Raw genomic sequence first — 17,617 nt, 5'->3', positions numbered from 1 at the left:
GACAGGCAGTGACCAGGTGACAGCGCATGTTTGACTTGCAGATCGACGATTTCAAATCCACCGACGAGAACAAGGCCATGGTGCTGTTGGTCGATGACCAAGCCATGATCGGGGAAGCCGTTCGCCGCTCGCTCGCCCAGGAGGTCAACATCGACTTCCATTTTTGTGCCGACCCTCGCGAGGCGGTTACCCAGGCAGTCCGTATCAAGCCGACGGTTATCTTGCAAGACCTGATCATGCCCGGGCTCGATGGCCTGACCTTGGTGCGTGAGTACCGCAACCACCCCAACACCCATGACATCCCGATCATCGTGCTTTCCACCAAGGAAGACGCCGTGATCAAGCGTGCGGCGTTCGCCGCTGGCGCCAACGATTACCTGGTCAAGCTGCCCGACACCATCGAGTTGGTGGCGCGTATCCGCTACCATTCGCGCTCTTACCTGACCTTGCTGCAACGCGACGAAGCCTACCGGGCGTTGCGGGTCAGCCAGCAGCAATTGCTCGACACCAATCTGGTGCTGCAGCGGCTGATGAATTCCGATGGCTTGACGGGCCTGTCGAACCGCCGCCATTTCGATGAATACCTGGAGTTGGAATGGCGCCGCGCGATACGTGACCAAAGCCAATTGTCGCTGTTGATGATCGACGTGGACTACTTCAAATCATACAACGACAACTTCGGCCACCTCGAAGGCGATGAGGCGCTGCGCCGGGTGGCCGAGGCCATTCGTGGTACCTCCACCCGCTCCAGCGACCTGCCCGCACGCTACGGTGGCGAAGAGTTCGCCCTGGTACTGCCCAATACCTCCCCAGGCGGCGCGCGGCTGGTGGCCGAGAAACTGCGCCAGACCATCGCCGGGCTGGGCATTACCCACAACGCCCCCGAGCCGGGTTCGCCACTGACCGTGAGCATCGGCCTGGCGACGCTCACGCCCACCCAGGGCAGCAACAGCCGGCTGCTGATCTCGGCCGCCGACAAAGGCCTGTACCAAGCCAAGAACAACGGCCGCAACCAAGTGGGCGTAGCGGGCTGAGGCGTTGGCCGGGGGTGAACGTGGGCAAAGCCGTGGTATACTCCCCGGCTTTTGATCCGCCCAGCTACGAGTGCCGCCGACCATGGAAATCAATCCCATCCTGAACAGCATCATGGACCTCTCCGAGCGCTCCCAGACCATCCGGGGGTATCTTTGACTACGATCACAAGCATGATCGGCTGGTCGAAGTAAACCGCGAACTCGAAGACCCAAACGTTTGGAACAACCCTGAATACGCCCAGAGCCTGGGCCGTGAGCGGGCGGCGCTGGCCGCCGTGGTCGAGACCCTCGACGAGATGACCACGGGCCTGGCCGACGCCAGCGAACTGCTGAAGATGGCCGCTGAAGAAAACGACGAAACCGCGGTGGCTGACGTCGCGGGCGAGGTCGAGCGGTTGCGCGGGATGCTCGAGAAACTCGAGTTCCGCCGCATGTTCGGCGGTGAAACGGACATGAACAACGCCTACTTGGATATCCAAGCCGGCTCTGGCGGCACCGAGGCGCAGGACTGGGCCAATATGTTGCTGCGCATGTACCTGCGCTGGGCCGACAAACGCGGCTTCGACGCGACCATCATGGAGCTGTCCGCAGGGGAAGTGGCCGGCATAAAGGGGGCGACGGTACACATCAAAGGTGATTACGCCTTCGGCTGGCTACGCACCGAGATCGGCGTGCACCGCCTGGTGCGTAAAAGCCCGTTCGACTCCGGTAACCGCCGGCACACCTCGTTCACCGCGGTGTTTGTCTCGCCCGAGATCGACGACAACATCGAGATCGAAATCAACCCGGCGGACCTGCGCATCGACACTTATCGCTCTTCCGGCGCCGGCGGCCAGCACGTAAACACCACCGATTCGGCGGTGCGCATCACCCACGTGCCGACCAACACCGTGGTCAGTTGCCAGAACGAACGCTCTCAGCATGCCAACAAAGACACAGCCATGAAAATGCTGCGGGCTAGGTTGTACGAGCAGGAAGTCCAAAAGCGCAATGCCGCCAGCCAAGCGCTGGAAGACACCAAGTCCGACATTGGCTGGGGCCACCAAATCCGCTCCTACGTGCTGGACCAGTCGCGGATCAAAGACCTGCGCACCGGCGTCGAACGCAGCGATTGCGACAAGGTGCTCGACGGCGACCTAGACGAGTACCTCGAAGCCAGCCTCAAGCAGGGCCTTTGAGCCGGCCACAAGCCCCTTCCCGGCCGCCGGGAAGGGCACCGAACCCGTGATGGAAATAGTGAAGACATGAGCGACCAACCCCTCGACCCGCAAGCGCTGCTACAGGAAGAAAACAAACTGATCGCCCAGCGCAAGGAAAAACTTGCCGCCGTGCGCGCCCAGGGCCAGGCCTTCCCCAACGACTTCCGCCGTGACAGCCTGTGCGACGAGTTGCAAAAGCAGTATGCCGGCAAAACCAAGGAAGAACTGCAAGCCCTCGACATTACCGTGAAGGTGGCCGGTCGCATCATGCTCAACCGTGGCGCATTCATGGTGCTGCAAGACACCTCCGGGCGCCTGCAGGTCTACGTGAACCGCAAAACCTTGAGCGAAGCCACCCTGGCCGCGATCAAGACCTGGGATTTGGGCGACATCATCGCTGTGGAGGGCACCTTGGCGCGCTCCGGCAAGGGTGACCTGTACGTCGACATGGCCCACGTGCGCCTGCTGACCAAAGCGCTGCGCCCATTGCCAGACAAACACCACGGCCTGACCGACACCGAAGTGCGTTACCGCCAGCGCTATGTAGACCTGATCGTGAACGAAGAAACCCGCCACACCTTCCGGGTGCGGTCGCAGGTGATCGGCCACATCCGCAGCTTCCTGGCCCAGCGCGGTTTCCTCGAAGTCGAAACCCCGATGCTGCAGACCATTCCCGGTGGCGCGGCGGCCAAGCCGTTCGAAACCCACCACAATGCGCTGGACCTGCCGATGTTTCTGCGCATCGCCCCTGAGCTGTACCTCAAGCGCCTGGTGGTCGGGGGCTTCGAAAAGGTTTTCGAAATCAATCGCAATTTCCGCAACGAAGGCGTTTCGACCCGGCACAACCCCGAGTTCACCATGCTCGAGTTCTACCAGGCCTACGCCGATTACCGCGACAACATGGACCTGACCGAGGCCCTGTTCCGCGAGTTGGCGCAGTTGGTGCTGGGCACTACCGACGTACCGTACCAAGGCAAGGTGTTTCACTTTGGTGAGCCATTCCAGCGCCTATCGGTATTCGACTCGGTCCTCAAGTACAACCCAGAGGTGACCCCCGCAGACCTGCACGACGTCGACAAAGCCCGGGCCTTGGCGAAAAAAGCCGGTGCCACGGTGAAAGGTTACGAAGGCTTGGGCAAGCTGCAAACGATGATCTTCGAAGAGCTGGTCGAGCATAAACTCGAGCAGCCTACCTTCATCACCGAGTACCCGTTCGAAGTGTCGCCGCTGGCGCGCCGCAACGATGACAACCCAAGCGTTACCGACCGCTTCGAGCTGTTCATCGGTGGCCGTGAAATCGCCAACGCATATTCCGAGCTCAACGATGCCGAAGACCAGGCCGAGCGCTTCATGGCCCAGGTCGCCGAGAAAGACGCCGGCGACGATGAAGCCATGCACTACGATGCAGACTTCGTGCGGGCATTGGAGTACGGCATGCCGCCCACAGCGGGCGAGGGGATTGGCATCGACCGCTTGGTGATGTTGCTCACCGACTCGCCGTCGATCCGCGATGTGATCCTGTTCCCCCATATGCGGCCCGAGGCGTAATCAGCGTAACGCCGAACGGCCCGGCCCGGCCTGGCGTGGCTCACCCGCGACACGCGCTCACCGTGGGCTGAACTTGCCGGGCCTGCCCCTGCCGAATGCTGTTTGGCCGCTTGAGCGCTGCTGCCTATGTTCGGCACCCACACCGTCGCTGCATTCTTCGACCAAGCCCGCCGGGCTTTGGCGCTGGTATGGCGGACCAATCGCTGGTTGTTTCTGGGCTTGGCCTTGGCCACTTTCGTGGCCGGCGTGCTGCCCGCGCTCGCGGCCTGGATCGGCCAGCGCATCGTCGATGCGGTATTGGCGGGTATGCAAGCCCATGCCGCGCAAGGCCATGCCCCCTTGTGGCCGGTGTTGCGCTACGTGTTGGCCGAAGCCGGGGTATTGGCCCTGCTGGCCGCGGCGCAGCGGGCGTTGTCCGTTCAGCAGGCGCTGCTGCGGGCGCAATTGGGGCAAAAGGTCAACCTGCTGATACTGGAAAAGGCCCAGACCCTCGCCTTGCTGCAATTCGAAGACTCCGAGTTCTATGACAAGCTGATACGGGTGCGCCGCGACGCCTCCACCCGGCCGTTGGGGTTGGTTACCAAATGTTTGGGGCTTACCCAAAACCTGATCTCGCTGGTGAGTTTCGGCGGGTTGCTGGTGCACTTTTCGCCTTGGGCCCTGGCGATCCTGGTGGTCGGGGCGCTGCCGGTGTTTTTTTCCGAGACGCATTTTTCCGGCGATGCCTTTCGCCTGTTCACCCGGCGCGCCCCCGAAACCCGGCAACAGAACTACATTGAAACCCTGCTTTCACAAGAAGCGCACATCAAGGAAGTGCGGCTATTCGGCATGGCGCCCTTGCTGTTGCAACGCTACCGCGAGAACTTCCGCCGCCTCTACGCCGAAGACAAACAGCTGACGCTGCGCCGTGACGGTTGGGGCTTCGCCTTGGGCCTACTGGGAACCGTGGGGTTTTACCTGGCCTACGCCTGGGTGGTGCTCGACACCGTCAATGGCAGCACCACCCTTGGCCAGATGACCATGTACTTGGTGCTGTTCAAGCAAGGCCAAGCGGCGGTCAGCTCGAGCCTCAGCGCCATTGGCGGCCTGTATGAGGACGGGCTGTACCTGACCCACCTGCATGAGTACCTGGCCCAATCGGTGCCGACCGAGGCGGGGCATTTGTTGGCCGGCATTACTCCGGGCGATGGGTTGCGTTTCGAGGGGGTCGGCTTCAGCTACCCCGGGGCCGCCACGCCGGCATTGGCCGATATCGACTTGCACCTGGCGCCGGGGCAGAGCCTGGCGCTGGTGGGCGAGAATGGCTCTGGCAAAACCACATTGATCAAGCTGCTCACGCGGCTGTACAGCCCTACCCAGGGGCGGATACTGCTGGACGGCAGCGACCTCCAAATATGGGACCGCGCGGTATTGCACCGGCGTATCGGGGTGATCTTCCAAGACTACTTGCGCTACCAAATGACCGCTGGGGAGAACATTGGCGTGGGCGACGTGCGGGCGTTCCACGATGTGCCCCGCTGGGAACAGGCTGCCGCACAAGGCATGGCCGCGCCCTTCATCGAAGCCCTGGAACAGGGCTACCAGACGCAACTGGGCAAATGGTTCAGCGGTGGGCGCGAACTTTCAGGTGGGCAGTGGCAGAAAATTGCACTTTCAAGGGCTTACATGCGCCGAGATGCGGACATACTGGTCCTTGATGAGCCGACTGCAGCATTGGATGCCAGCGCCGAGGCCGCCGTGTTCGAACGTTTTCGCGCCCATACCCGTGGGCGCATGAGCGTGCTGATCTCCCATCGGTTTTCCAGTGTGCGCGCGGCCGGGCACATCGTGGTGCTGGAGCATGGCCGCGTGCTAGAGCAGGGCACCCACGCCGAGCTGATGGCCCGGCAGGGCCGTTATGCCGCGCTGTTCGAACTGCAAGCCCAGGGTTATCGCGCGCCTTGAACTGCCCGCGGAAAATTAAACTAAACGGTGGCGGGCTGGCCGGGTCACTCATTAGGCAAGCCATAAACCCAAAGGAGATAGCCATGAGCCTTTTCAAAGACATTCTCGCCAAGCTAGGCCTAGGCCATAGCGACGCACCCACTACCACCACTACCACGCCTGCTTCGCCCAGCGGTACCACCACCCCAACAGGGGCGCCGCCGATCAACCCTACCGGTGGCGTGCCGCCCGTTACCAATACCGGCGCCCCTGGCACCGGCACACCGCCCCTTGGCACACCACCGGCCGGGGCGCCCATAGACATCAGCGCGAAACTCGATGGGTTGGCAAAACAGCAGGGTGAAACCCTGAACTGGCGCACTTCTATCGTTGATTTGCTTAAGGTACTGGGCATCGACAGCAGCCTGGAGCACCGTAAAGAGCTGGCCGTGGAGCTCGGTTACCCTAGCGACAAACTGGGTGACTCCGCCGAGGTGAACCAGTGGTTGCACAAAGCCGTGCTGCAAAAAATTTCCGCAAATGGCGGCACGGTACCCGCCGAGTTGCTCTAAGGTAGGCAGAAGCCACAAGGCATCGGGGGGGCAATATGCTGTGGAAAAAAGGCCGGCGCAGCGACAATGTCGTGGATGCCAGGGGTGAGGGCGGCGGTAGCGGCGGGGGTATTCGCCTTGGCGGTAAAGGCCTGAGCCTGGGCGCCGTGGTGTTGATCGTGGGCTTCGGCCTGCTTACCGGGCAAGACCCGCTGCAGTTGCTCGGTGAACTTACCGGCCAGACTCAGGCGCCGGCCAACGTAACCCCTAAACCCCCTCCCGGTGCGGACCAACAAGCCGACTTTGTGCGTGCCGTGTTGGGCGACACAGAAGACACCTGGCGCCAAGTGTTTCAAGAAAGCAGCCGCCAATATGAAGACCCGAGCCTGGTACTGTTCAACGGACGCGTCAATTCGGCATGCGGCTTGGCGTCGTCGGCCGTGGGCCCGTTCTATTGCCCTGGCGACCGGCAGGTGTACCTGGACATGGACTTTTTCCGAGAAATGCGCGAACGCTTCAATGCCTCGGGGGACTTTGCCGAAGCCTACGTGATCGCGCACGAGGTGGGTCATCACGTACAAACCTTGTTGGGAGTTTCCCGCCAGGTTGATGCCGCCCGGCAACGCGGCCAACGTGTAGAAGGCGCCGAGGGTTTATTGGTCCGCCAGGAGCTACAAGCCGATTGTTTTGCGGGGATCTGGGCCAACCGTGCGCAGCAACGCTTGAACTGGCTTGAGCCCGGCGACCTGGAAGCGGCGCTGACGGCCGCCAACGCCATCGGCGATGACCGCCTGCAGCAGCAGGGGCAGGGGCGCGTCGTCCCAGACTCCTTCACCCACGGTACCTCGGCGCAGCGGGTGAAGTGGTTCAAGGCCGGTTTCGCACAAGGCCGCCTGACGGATTGTGACACCTTTGGAGCAAGCAGCCTTTAGGTGCTTCTGCTTTCGTTCATGGCAGCCAATGCGGCGTAAAAAACGTCGTTGTACCCCGCCCTGTTTACCTGCGCAAGGCCGTAAGGCGCTTACGCCGTGCCCTTTTTCAGGCGAAATCGTTGGTCACTTCAGAACGCCTCTTGCTATCCGCCCGGCAGACGTTAGCGGGTCGGGCGCCTTCAGAGCAGTATCGGGAACCTTTTGAGTGAACGGGGAAACAGCAAGCCGCGCTAATCCACTATCACTGTTCAGATTCGAAGCAGCATAAAAGGCCGGCCGCAAAAACCACAATGCCCCGTATCTATTGATACGGGGCATTGTTCAAGCGGCTTTGATGCAGCGCTTAGGCTACAGCACCACCCTTAATGGGTGCGCGGCGCAACCGGTTGGTTGTCATTGGAGATAGTCACTTCAACGCGGCGGTTCTGGGCACGGCCCGAGGCGCTGCCGTTATCGGCGACTGGGTACTCTTTGCCATACCCCTGGGCGATGATGCGGTTAGGTTCTACCCCATATTTAACCAGCGCCGCGCGGACCGAATTGGCCCGGCGTTCAGACAACTGCTGGTTGTAGCCATCGCTGCCGGTGCTGTCGGTATAGCCTTCGACGATCACCTGGCGGTCAGGGTTGTCGCGCAGGAACTGCGCCAGTTGGGCAACATTACCGAAGCCCGAACTTTTAAGGTCCGCTTTATTCACATCGAATAGCACATCGCCGAAGGTCACCACGGTGCCGCGGTCGGTCTGCTTAGCGTTGAGGTTGTCTTGCAGCTTCTTGATCTGTGCGTCCCGTGCGGCAAGCTGTGCCTTGGCGCGTTCGGCGGCGGAGTTTTTCAGCTCATCCTCGGCGCTTTTCATGGCGATGGTTTCTTTGGCGTACTCTACGCGCTGGTTCGCCAAGTAGGCCAACTGGTCGACTTTCTCTTTGTCATCATCATCGCGATACGCCTTGTCGGCTTTATCCAGCCAATCTTGCGCGTCTTTAGTTTCCAGCGCCGCCAGGGTCGGTGCCTTGGGGTTGGTTTGTAGCGCCGTGAAGTTGGTGTGGGCCTGTTCCAGGTTCTGGTTCGGTGGCGTGGAGCAGGCAGCGAGGCCAATGCTGGCGGCGAGCAGGGCGGGGATCAGAACTTGATTGCGCATGTTGATTCTTCCTTATTCAATACGAGAGAAGCGAAGTGGCTCACTGCGCGTTGCGCATGCCTTCTTCACGCAGGTCTTGCACGCCCTGATGGGCATCCTGCACCGCTTTTTGGGCCTTTACCGCCTGGGCCTTGCGGGTTGCGACGCGGGCGTCCCATTCAGCCTGCTCGGCCAGGTAGCGCGCTTCGTCGTACTTCTCATCGTGCATGGCTATCTCGGCCTGCTTGAATTTGTCCTGTGCCGATTTGGTTTCCACTGGCGCAAACTCTACGCCGCCGTTACTTACGGCATCGTTCACCGCGGTTTGCGCCAGCGCGTATTGTTCCGTAGGCGGGTTGCCGGCGCAGCCGGCAAGAATGAAAGCACTGCCCAGGGCCAATACGGCTAACTTAAGGCCACGGACAGAGGTGGGGTGCTTGGCAGTTCTCATCGTCATGATCATGACTCCTCAAAGACTCCTGATAAATGGTCGTTCCATGACAGTCCACGGCCTTTGGGCAGGCCACGTTTCGCTGTTATGGCTAACCTCTGGGACTCAAGTGTTTTGTGATTAGTTCACAAAGCTATCCTCTAGAGCAAAACCCTCATAGCGCTAAAACTTCAGCCTCCCTGCAACCGGTGTAAGTGCTCGCGGGCCAACGCCAGGAAGCGCGGGGTGGGGCCGACGTCTTCATACAACGGGTCGCCCTGCTCATCGGTGGCGATCACTTTGCTGCCCTGTACATAGGGAAAGCTGCTTTCCAATTCTTCGAGCGCCGCACCGATCAGCTCGCCGAGCAACTCTTCGGTATGGTGCTTGGGATACATCTCGGCCAGCGCGGCCAGGCGCGCCGCCGCTTCTACATCCAGGTGGATGGCGTAGGCGGTTTTACTCAGCCGGCCAGTGGCGGTCTGTTCCCAGTGCTGGGCGAGCTCTCGGATTTTCATGGTGACCTCATCGGTGATGGGCGGGAGGTTGTCAGCTGGCCGCGGTAGCGGCACTCTGTTGTTCAGAGCGGTTTTTCCAGTGCTTGTTCAGCGCCAGGGCAGTTGGCAGGCCAGATCGAAGGATTGAAACGCGGAGAACACCCATGACGGCCATCGACGCGCGCTTGCGCGAGCGCGTTCACTTGCTGGGCGAATTGCTCGGCAATACCATCCGGGAGCAATACGGCCCGGGCTTTCTCGACAAGATCGAGCACATTCGCCACGGCGCCAAGGCTGACCGCCGCGACGCTGGCAGCGAACAACTGCCCAGCCGCCTGGGGCAATTGGCTGAAAACGAACTGTTGCCGGTGGCGCGGGCGTTCAGCCAGTTCCTGAATTTGGCCAACATTGCCGAGCAGTACCAGTTGATCCGCCGCCGGGAACCCGGCCAAGCCGCGCCCTTCGAAGACGGCGTGCTGGCTGAACTGCTCGGCCGCCTGCGCCAGGCGGGCCATAGCCAAGAGCACTTGGCCCGGCAACTGGCGCGGCTGCAGATTGAACTGGTGCTTACCGCCCACCCCACGGAGGTTGCGCGGCGTACCCTGATTCAGAAATACGATGCTATTGCCGCGCAACTGGCACTACTTGACCACCGTGACCTACAGCCCGAAGAGCGCCAGCCGTTGCACGGCCGCTTGCAACGGCTGATCGCCGAGGCCTGGCACACCGAAGAAATCCGTAGGGCCCGGCCCACGCCGGTAGATGAAGCCAAATGGGGCTTCGCGGTCATCGAGCATTCATTGTGGCAAGCGGTGCCCAACCACTTGCGCCGGGTTGACCAAGCGCTGTTCGAGGCCACCGGTTTTCGCCTGCCGTTGGAGGCGGCGCCGGTGCGCTTTGCCTCTTGGATGGGCGGCGACCGCGACGGTAACCCCAACGTGACCGCGGCGGTGACCCGCCAAGTATTGCTGCTGGCGCGTTGGATGGCGGCCGACCTGTTCCTGCGTGACGTCGACCAACTGGCCGCCGAGCTTTCCATGCAGCAGGCCAGCGAGGCACTGCGTGCGCAGGCCGGTGATACGCCAGAGCCTTACCGGGCCGTGCTCAAGGCCCTGCGTGAGCGACTGCGGGAAACTCGCCAATGGGCCCAAGCGTCATTGGCCCAGGCACACACACCGAGCGAAGCGGTGCTGCAGCACAACCGTGAACTGGTCGAGCCGCTGCAATTGTGTTTCCAATCTTTACATGACTGCGGCATGGGCGTGATCGCCAACGGGCCGCTGCTCGATACCTTACGCCGGGCGGCTACCTTCGGGCTGTTTCTGGTGCGCCTGGATATTCGCCAGGAGAGCGCCCGCCACACCGCGGCGCTCAGCGAAATCACCGAATACCTGGGCCTGGGCCGCTACGCCGACTGGGATGAAGAGGCACGCGTGGCGTTTTTGCTGCATGAGCTCAACAGCCGCCGGCCATTGCTGCCGGCTTATTTCAAGCCGGCGGCCGACACCGCCGAAGTGCTGGCTACCTGCCGCGAAGTCGCGGCCGCGCCCGCAGCGTCGTTGGGCTCGTATGTAATCTCTATGGCCGGTGCTGCTTCCGACGTACTGGCGGTGCAGTTGCTGCTCAAGGAAGCCGGCCTGCAACGGCCCATGCGCGTGGTGCCGCTGTTCGAAACCCTGGCAGACCTGGACAACGCCGGCCCGGTCATCGAGCGCCTGTTGCTGTTGCCGGGTTACCGGGCCCGGTTGCATGGCCCGCAGGAGGTGATGATCGGCTATTCCGACTCGGCCAAGGACGCCGGCACCACGGCGGCGGCCTGGGCGCAATACCGCGCCCAGGAGAGCCTGGTGCGCATTTGCGCCGCACAGGATGTGGAGCTGGTATTGTTCCATGGCCGCGGCGGCACCGTCGGCCGCGGTGGGGGGCCGGCCCATGCGGCGATTTTATCGCAACCCCCTGGCTCGGTAGCCGGGCGCTTTCGCACGACCGAACAAGGGGAAATGATTCGTTTCAAATTCGGCCTGCCCAGCATCGCCGAACAAAACCTCAACCTGTATTTAGCGGCGGTGCTGGAAGCGACCTTGCTGCCGCCGCCGATGCCCGAGCCGCAATGGCGCCAGGTGATGGATGAACTGGCGGCCGATGGTGTAGCCGCCTACCGCGCCGTGGTGCGCGAAAACCCAGCCTTCGTCGACTATTTTCGCCAGGCCACGCCTGAGCAGGAATTGGGCCGCCTGCCGCTGGGCAGCCGCCCGGCCAAGCGGCGCCAGGGTGGCATCGAAAGCCTGCGGGCCATCCCGTGGATTTTCGGCTGGACCCAAACCCGGCTGATGCTGCCGGCCTGGCTGGGTTGGGAAAACGCCCTGCACAAGGCCGCGGCCCGCGGCAAGGGTGATGTATTGCGCGCCATGCGCGAGCAATGGCCGTTCTTTCGTACCCGCATCGACATGCTCGAAATGGTCCTGGCCAAGGCGGACGCCGACATCGCCAAGCTGTATGATGCGCGTTTGGTTACCCCCGAACTGCAGCCGCTGGGCGAACAGTTGCGCGACCTATTGTCGCAGTGTACCGCTGCCGTGCTTAGCCTCACCGGGCGTGCTCGGTTGTTGGCGCATATGCCCGAAACCTTGGAGTTCTTCAACCTGCGCAACACCTACCTAGACCCCCTGCACCGCTTGCAAGCCGAGCTGCTGGCCCGTGCCAGAGGCGCCGAGGCGGGGCAGGGCGGGGCGGTAGAGCAGGCGCTGCTGGTGACGGTGGCCGGGATCGCGGCGGGGCTTCGCAACACCGGTTAAACCGGCCGCCGCACTGGGCAAAGAGCGAAACGGTACGCCACGTGCGCCGCACGGTCCCCCCCTGCGGTGCGGCCTGCGACTTTCGGTGGCTTGTCTGGCCCGTGCCCGCTGTGTATCTTGGGCAGCCTTTGGCGATTTTTCATCGATCGCCATGCCGGTTTTTTTTCGAACGCTCTCAGGGGGTTACGTACGCTTCCCCGGTGCATTCGTGTTTTTTCAAATAACAAAGTGAGGAGCACATCGATGCGCGTCATTCTGCTGGGAGCTCCCGGAGCCGGGAAAGGTACGCAGGCTAAATTCATTACCGAGAAATTCGGTATCCCGCAAATCTCCACCGGCGATATGTTGCGCGCTGCGGTCAAGGCCGGCACCGAGTTGGGCATTAAGGCCAAGGGTGTGATGGACAGCGGCGGCTTGGTATCCGATGACCTGATCATCGCCTTGGTCAAAGAGCGTATTGCCCAGCCTGATTGCGCCAATGGCTTCCTCTTCGATGGCTTCCCGCGCACCATTCCCCAGGCCGAAGCCATGGTGCAGGCTGGGGTAACACTTGACCATGTGCTGGAAATCCACGTGGCCGATGAGGACATCGTTCAGCGCATCGCAGGCCGCCGCGTGCACGAGGCTTCCGGCCGGGTTTACCACATTGTCTATAACCCGCCGAAGGTCGAGGGCAAAGACGACGTGACCGGCGACGACCTGGTTCAGCGCCAGGACGACACCGAAGCCACTGTGCGCAACCGCCTGGCGGTGTACCACGAGCAGACCGAACCGTTGGTGAAGTTCTACCAGGGGCTGCAAGCAGCCCAAGGCAAGCCCCAATATGCCCGCATCGAGGGCGTAGGGTCGGTGGCCGAGATCACCGCCAAGGTGTTGGCAGCACTCAGCTAAGCCAGCCGTGCCCGAGCAAAAGGCCCGCATACGGGCCTTCACGCGTTTATAATCGCCGCTTTTGACCGCGAGCATTTTTTGATGAGCACCTTGCTGGCCTTGGACACCGCCACCGAAGCCTGTTCCGTCGCCTTGCTGCAGGGCGGGCAGGTGACCAGCCACTTCGAGGTGATCCCCCGCCTTCACGCGCAAAAGCTGCTGCCGATGATCCAGCGCTTGGTCGCCGACGCCGGCATCGGCCTAGCGGCGGTCGATGCGATTGCCTTCGGCCGCGGCCCCGGTGCGTTTACTGGCGTGCGTATCGCCGTCGGTGTGGTGCAAGGCTTGGCCTTTGCCCTTGAGCGGCCGGTATTGCCGGTGTCGAACCTGGCTGCGCTGGCCCAGGGTGCCTGGCGCCAGCACGGCGCTTGCCAAGTGGCCGCGGCTATCGATGCGCGCATGGATGAAGTGTATTGGGGCTGCTACGCCGAGCAAGCCGGCGAAATGCGCCTGCTGGGCGTTGAGGCGGTGCTGCCACCGGCGGCGGTCAGCTTGCCCGGCGGCGGTGCATGGTTCGGTGCGGGCACCGGCTGGGCATACGCTGCGCGGTTGGCCGCCCAAGTACAGGCCCACGACGCCCACGCGTTACCACATGCGCTCGATGTGCTGGAACTGGCGCGTTTTGCCTGGGCCAGGGGCGAGGGGGTGGCGGCCGATCAGGCTTTACCGGTATACCTGCGCGATAACGTGGCCACGCCCAAGCGGGCCCCCGGCGTTTGAAACACCCTACTCAATGCCGGGCTTAGGCGCCGTTCGTCGTAAACCCATGGGCTGCGTGACTTTTTTGCTTCTATGGGAGGGGGCATATAAACCTTCTGTACTATTTGTGGTCCAGTGACTACCCGGCCCATTGCTTGGCCTGGGTGTGCCGCAGAATGGCCAGTTTCTTAACGAGTGTTGTGTATGCGTGTAGATGGATTTTCCTCGCACTCTTATCCGATCAAGCGCAAGCCACGCAAGGGCTTGGCGCACATCGACGACGACAGCGTCATCGAGGGGGTTGCCGGGGAGGTCGAGAGTGAACAGCCGGTGCAGCACCAGGCCAACAGCCGTAGCCAGGCTGTTGCCACGCTGCCTGCGCGCGCGCAACAGCAAGACCCCTTCCAACGCACCATGAGCACCCATGTAGCCGAAGCCTTGGCCAGCTACATGACCACGGCCAGCTTCGTCGAATGGGACGGTGAAGTGCTCGGGCTCGACGTGCACATCTGACGGTGCTGCCGTATTTCCTAGGCTGCCCCTCGTGGAGCGACCCCGCCTGGCGTGGGGATTTCTACCCGGAGGATGCCCGCCCAGCGGAGTGCTTGGCGCATTACGCCGGCATGTTCAACGCCGTCGAAGGCAACACCACCTTCTACGCACGGCCCGCCGAACACACCGTATTACGTTGGGCCGAGGTGATGCCGGCAGGGTTTCGTTTCGCCGCCAAGTTCCCCCGCGACATCAGCCACGAAGGTGACCTTCGCCAGCATCTGCCGCTCGTTGCGCAATTTATCGAGTTGCTCGCCCCGCTGGGGCCCCGCGTAGCACCCTACTGGCTGCAATTGCCGAAAACGTTCGGCCCTGGGCGGTTGGCCGAGTTGGCTGCGTTTCTCGATGCACTGCAGGTGCCGGTGGCCGTTGAAGTGCGCCACCTGGCGTTTTTTGCCAAGGGCGAAGAGGAGCGGGCGCTCAACCGCCTGTTACATAGCCGAGGGGTGGAGCGTATTTGCCTCGACCCGCGCGCGCTGTTCAGTTGTACCTCGCAAGCGCCCCGGGTGCTGCACGCCCAAGCCCAGAAGCCGCGCGTGCCACTGCGCCCGGCGGCGTTCAGCCAGGCCCCGCAGGTGCGCTTCATCGGCCACCCGCAGGTGTTGGCCAATGAGCCATTTCTGGAACCATGGGTGACGAAGGTGGCGCAGTGGATCGAAGAAGGCCGTACCCCTTATATGTTCCTGCATACTGCCGATAACCGCCATGCGCCGGCCTTGGCGCGGCATTTTCACCAACGCCTGATGCAGCGTTTGCCAGGGCTGCCGGCCTTAGCCGAACGGGAGCGCCACCCAGAAGGCGAACAGCTCGGGCTGCTGTGAAGCTTCCAGCGGGGGCTGCATGAAAAGCTTGACCTGTGTGCTGATACTGGTCGCTTCGTTGGGCGCGGCGTTCTGGCGCGGCTGGTTGCAGTGGCCGCCCCGCTGGAACCCATGGGCGCCCCTGGATGTGCGCGAGGCACCCAACCTGCTGGCGCGTTTCAAGCTGGCGCGGTTAGCTGAGAACCCTATGCTCTGCCGGCAAGCCCTGGCCAGCGCCGGCCTGCGCTTTACCGACCTGGCCGACAGCCAGGTAGGGCAATGCCCGTTGCACAATGTGGTACGTGTGCTACAGGCTGGGGTGCGCTTTAACCATCCTTTTCTGGCCACCTGCCCATTAGCCGTAGGGTTCGCCCTGTTCGAGCGCCATACGTTGCAACCGGCCGCCCAGGCAGTATTCGGCCAGCCGGTGGTGGCGGTGGAACACCTGGGCAGCTTTGCCTGCCGCAATGTGTACAACCGCCCGCAGGGCCGGCGCAGCGAACACGCTACCGCCAATGCGTTAGACATCACTGCACTGCGCCTTGCCGATGGCCGGCGCATCAGCGTGTTGCAAGGTTGGGCAGCAGGCGGTGCCGAGAGCGCTTTCCTGCGTCAGGTTCGTGACGGCGCATGCCAGGCGTTCAATGGGGTGTTAGGGCCGGACTACAACGCGGCCCACCGCGGCCATTTTCACCTAGACATGGGCCGTTGGGCGGCCTGCCGGTGAGCGTTGTAACAGGCTTTAAACAAGGGTAAAGGTTGTGTAAACCCTTGAAACTACGCGCACACTAGGCCGATACAGCGGTCAGAGGGAGTGCCGGCGAAGAAGTAGCCGCCGGGTCCCGTTCCGCGGTCCAGGAGGCCGCCATGTATAAACGACTCTTGAAGATTCTCTTGCTCAGCCTGCCCCTCGCCGGCTGTGTCTACGATGGCTATGACTACGGCAGCTCTGCGGGGTACACCGACACGGTGTATTACGGTGGCGGTTACCGCCCATACGCTGATACCTACTACAGCCCGGGGTACTACGTGCGCCCGGCGCCACGTTACTACGTAGCACCGCCACCGGTGTATTACCGCCCGCCACCGCCGGAGTGGGGGCAGGGCTGGGGTCCTGGCCCACGGCCCGGGTTCCGGCCGCCGCCTGGGCCACCCCCGCAATGGCACGGCGGGGGTGGCGGCCAGGGCCCGGGGCATGGACCAGGGCATGGGCCCGGCGGCCGCGGTGGGCCTGGTGGCCGCGGTGGCCCAGGCGGCCCCGGCGGGGCGGGGCGGCGCTGACGCGCAGGGTGCTTACGGGTAACAACCTAGGTCCGCCAAGGGGTGGCGGCCTTCCCATACCTTGCTGAAATGCGCCTGTACGACTGCTTCGGGGATGCTGCACGGGTCTGGCCAGTGCCAGTGTGGCGTGTGGTCCTTGTCGATCAGCCGGGCGCGGACCCCTTCTGGAAATTCGGGGTGCCGGCAGCAGTTAAGGCTCATGGCATAGTCAAGCCGTAGTACTTCAGCCAGGGACAACAGCCGCGTGCGCTGCTGTTGCTCCCAGCAAAGCCGCGCGCTCAGCGGGCAGCCTTTGGCCAATGTATCGGCCGCCTTGGCCAGCAACGGGTCGGGGTGCCCTTGCCAACGCAGAATGGTGTTGTAGGCCGCTGCTGCATCCACCACATCCAGGCTTTGGTCGATCAGCGGCCGCTGCGCCAGCCATTGCCCGGGCGGGCGATGGGGCCGGGCATCGTGCTCCAGTGCGCAGAGTAGGCTGTTCAACTGCTGGCGCTGTTGGGTCTGCCAGTTCAATTGCAGTAAACCGTCGATCAACGCATCCTGTTGGTCATCGGCCATGAAGCGGTCCGCCAGCCCCAATTCGAGGGCATCGCTGCCATTGACCTGGGCGCCGGTCATGGCCAGGAACAGCCCTAGCTTGCCAGGCAAGCGCGGCAAGAACCACCCGGCACCGACGTCGGGGTATAGGCCAATGCTGATTTCCGGCATGGCCAGCCGGCTACTGGGCGTGACGATGCGTACCCCGGCCCCTTGCAGCAAGCCCAACCCGCCGCCGAGCACATAGCCGTGGCCCCAACACAGCAGGGGTTTTTCGTAGGTGTGAAGGGCGTAGTCCAGGCGGTATTCGGCGGCAAAAAAACGCCCAGCCAGTGCTGGCACTTCGCCGGGCCGGCCACGGCAGGCCTGCACCAAACTCACCACGTCGCCGCCGGCGCAAAAGCTTTTGCTGCCGGCCCCGCGCAGCAATACGCAGGTGATTCGAGGGTTGTGCGCCCAGGTTTTGAGTTGCGCCAGCAAGCCCTCGATCATCGGTAAGGTCAGGGCGTTGAGGGTTTTTTCCGCATTGAGGGTGGCGATGCCCAGGCACGCGCCTGAAGCGCTGCTGAGTTCTTCGAATTGGAGGTTCATCGTTGGCTCATTTGAAAAGGGTCACTTGCAGTATGGATGAGCCCCGCCGATGCTCCAGCCGCTGCCGGCGGTTGCCGGTCGGATTATCCGCCCTGTTTAAGCCGTTCCCACCGGAACGGCTTAAACGCCCGCAGGCGGCTGGGTGGTCGCGCGGGCTAGGGCAAGTTCGTTAACATTCATCGCTGCCCATTCCAATGGCG

17 protein-coding genes are annotated in these 17,617 nt (G+C 62.6%); 13 read left to right on the top strand and 4 right to left on the bottom strand.

Features of this window, described 5'->3' with window-relative positions; genetic code table 11:
• Positions 1 to 26: 26 nt before the first annotated feature.
• The 6 genes from HAQ05_RS22385 (at position 27) to ypfJ (ending at position 7,187) form a co-directional block, all read left to right on the top strand.
• On the top strand, positions 27 to 1,034 hold the full coding sequence (locus HAQ05_RS22385; RefSeq protein ID WP_190424717.1) for a response regulator: 1,008 nt from the start codon (positions 27 to 29) through the stop codon (positions 1,032 to 1,034).
• Positions 1,035 to 1,116: 82 nt separating this feature from the next.
• Positions 1,117 to 2,212, top strand: a protein-coding gene (prfB, locus tag HAQ05_RS22380) for a peptide chain release factor 2 (RefSeq protein ID WP_190424715.1) whose coding sequence is annotated in 2 segments (ribosomal slippage) — positions 1,117 to 1,188 and positions 1,190 to 2,212 — 1,095 coding nt in all. Because the reading frame shifts where the segments join, the coding sequence is not laid out codon by codon here.
• A gap of 66 nt (positions 2,213 to 2,278) precedes the next feature.
• Positions 2,279 to 3,781 carry a lysine--tRNA ligase gene (lysS, locus tag HAQ05_RS22375; protein WP_190424713.1) on the top strand — a complete coding sequence of 501 codons (1,503 nt, stop codon included), beginning with the start codon at positions 2,279 to 2,281 and terminating at the stop codon, positions 3,779 to 3,781.
• Positions 3,782 to 3,907: 126 nt separating this feature from the next.
• Positions 3,908 to 5,725 carry an ABC transporter ATP-binding protein gene (locus HAQ05_RS22370; protein ID WP_190424712.1) on the top strand — a complete coding sequence of 606 codons (1,818 nt, stop codon included), beginning with the start codon at positions 3,908 to 3,910 and terminating at the stop codon, positions 5,723 to 5,725.
• Positions 5,726 to 5,808: 83 nt separating this feature from the next.
• Positions 5,809 to 6,276 carry a DUF3597 domain-containing protein gene (locus HAQ05_RS22365; RefSeq protein ID WP_190424710.1) on the top strand — a complete coding sequence of 156 codons (468 nt, stop codon included), beginning with the start codon at positions 5,809 to 5,811 and terminating at the stop codon, positions 6,274 to 6,276.
• 35 nt (positions 6,277 to 6,311) lie between these two features.
• A complete protein-coding gene (ypfJ, locus tag HAQ05_RS22360; RefSeq protein WP_190424708.1) occupies positions 6,312 to 7,187 on the top strand; it encodes a KPN_02809 family neutral zinc metallopeptidase in 876 nt (291 codons plus the stop codon).
• A 362-nt stretch (positions 7,188 to 7,549) separates the two neighbouring features.
• Here ypfJ and lptF read toward each other — a convergent pair whose 3' ends face one another.
• The 3 genes from lptF to HAQ05_RS22345 form a co-directional block, all read right to left on the bottom strand.
• Positions 7,550 to 8,326 carry a lipotoxin F family OmpA-related lipoprotein LptF gene (gene lptF / locus HAQ05_RS22355; RefSeq protein ID WP_190424706.1) on the bottom strand — a complete coding sequence of 259 codons (777 nt, stop codon included), beginning with the start codon at positions 8,324 to 8,326 and terminating at the stop codon, positions 7,550 to 7,552.
• 40 nt (positions 8,327 to 8,366) lie between these two features.
• The gene (locus tag HAQ05_RS22350) at positions 8,367 to 8,768 is read right to left on the bottom strand and encodes a DUF4398 domain-containing protein (protein WP_420825791.1); all 402 of its coding nucleotides are present in this window, start codon (positions 8,766 to 8,768) and stop codon (positions 8,367 to 8,369) included.
• Between the two features lie 158 nt (positions 8,769 to 8,926).
• Positions 8,927 to 9,253 (bottom strand): pilin assembly protein, encoded by a 327-nt coding sequence (locus HAQ05_RS22345; RefSeq protein WP_190424702.1) that lies wholly within the window; start codon positions 9,251 to 9,253, stop codon positions 8,927 to 8,929.
• Positions 9,254 to 9,396: 143 nt separating this feature from the next.
• On the opposite strand from HAQ05_RS22345, the gene ppc reads away from it, so the two are divergent.
• The 7 genes from ppc to HAQ05_RS22310 all read left to right on the top strand — a co-directional run bounded on the left by ppc (position 9,397) and on the right by HAQ05_RS22310 (position 16,289).
• Positions 9,397 to 12,027 (top strand): phosphoenolpyruvate carboxylase, encoded by a 2,631-nt coding sequence (gene ppc / locus HAQ05_RS22340; protein WP_190424700.1) that lies wholly within the window; start codon positions 9,397 to 9,399, stop codon positions 12,025 to 12,027.
• Positions 12,028 to 12,270: 243 nt separating this feature from the next.
• Positions 12,271 to 12,918 carry an adenylate kinase gene (gene adk / locus HAQ05_RS22335; RefSeq protein WP_190424698.1) on the top strand — a complete coding sequence of 216 codons (648 nt, stop codon included), beginning with the start codon at positions 12,271 to 12,273 and terminating at the stop codon, positions 12,916 to 12,918.
• An 81-nt stretch (positions 12,919 to 12,999) separates the two neighbouring features.
• Complete coding sequence (gene tsaB, locus HAQ05_RS22330; RefSeq protein ID WP_190424696.1) at positions 13,000 to 13,677, top strand: tRNA (adenosine(37)-N6)-threonylcarbamoyltransferase complex dimerization subunit type 1 TsaB; 678 nt, start codon at positions 13,000 to 13,002, stop codon at positions 13,675 to 13,677.
• A 183-nt stretch (positions 13,678 to 13,860) separates the two neighbouring features.
• Positions 13,861 to 14,169 carry a hypothetical protein gene (locus HAQ05_RS22325; RefSeq protein WP_190424694.1) on the top strand — a complete coding sequence of 103 codons (309 nt, stop codon included), beginning with the start codon at positions 13,861 to 13,863 and terminating at the stop codon, positions 14,167 to 14,169.
• Entirely contained in the window at positions 14,166 to 15,029 is an 864-nt protein-coding gene (locus HAQ05_RS22320) for a DUF72 domain-containing protein (protein ID WP_190424802.1), read from the top strand. The genes HAQ05_RS22325 and HAQ05_RS22320 overlap by 4 nt, the downstream gene beginning before the upstream one ends.
• Before the next feature lie 19 nt (positions 15,030 to 15,048).
• On the top strand, positions 15,049 to 15,735 hold the full coding sequence (locus HAQ05_RS22315; RefSeq protein ID WP_190424692.1) for an extensin-like domain-containing protein: 687 nt from the start codon (positions 15,049 to 15,051) through the stop codon (positions 15,733 to 15,735).
• A gap of 140 nt (positions 15,736 to 15,875) precedes the next feature.
• On the top strand, positions 15,876 to 16,289 hold the full coding sequence (locus HAQ05_RS22310; protein WP_190424690.1) for a hypothetical protein: 414 nt from the start codon (positions 15,876 to 15,878) through the stop codon (positions 16,287 to 16,289).
• Positions 16,290 to 16,301: 12 nt separating this feature from the next.
• Here HAQ05_RS22310 and HAQ05_RS22305 read toward each other — a convergent pair whose 3' ends face one another.
• Positions 16,302 to 17,417, bottom strand: coding sequence for an enoyl-CoA hydratase/isomerase family protein (locus tag HAQ05_RS22305; RefSeq protein ID WP_190424688.1), 1,116 nt, complete (start codon positions 17,415 to 17,417; stop codon positions 16,302 to 16,304).
• Between the last annotated feature and the right edge of the window lie 200 nt (positions 17,418 to 17,617).

Origin of the sequence: Pseudomonas typographi, from assembly GCF_014694385.1 — a bacterium.
Lineage (GTDB): Bacteria > Pseudomonadota > Gammaproteobacteria > Pseudomonadales > Pseudomonadaceae > Aquipseudomonas > Aquipseudomonas typographi.
This window is presented reverse-complemented; position numbering and strand designations above follow the sequence as displayed.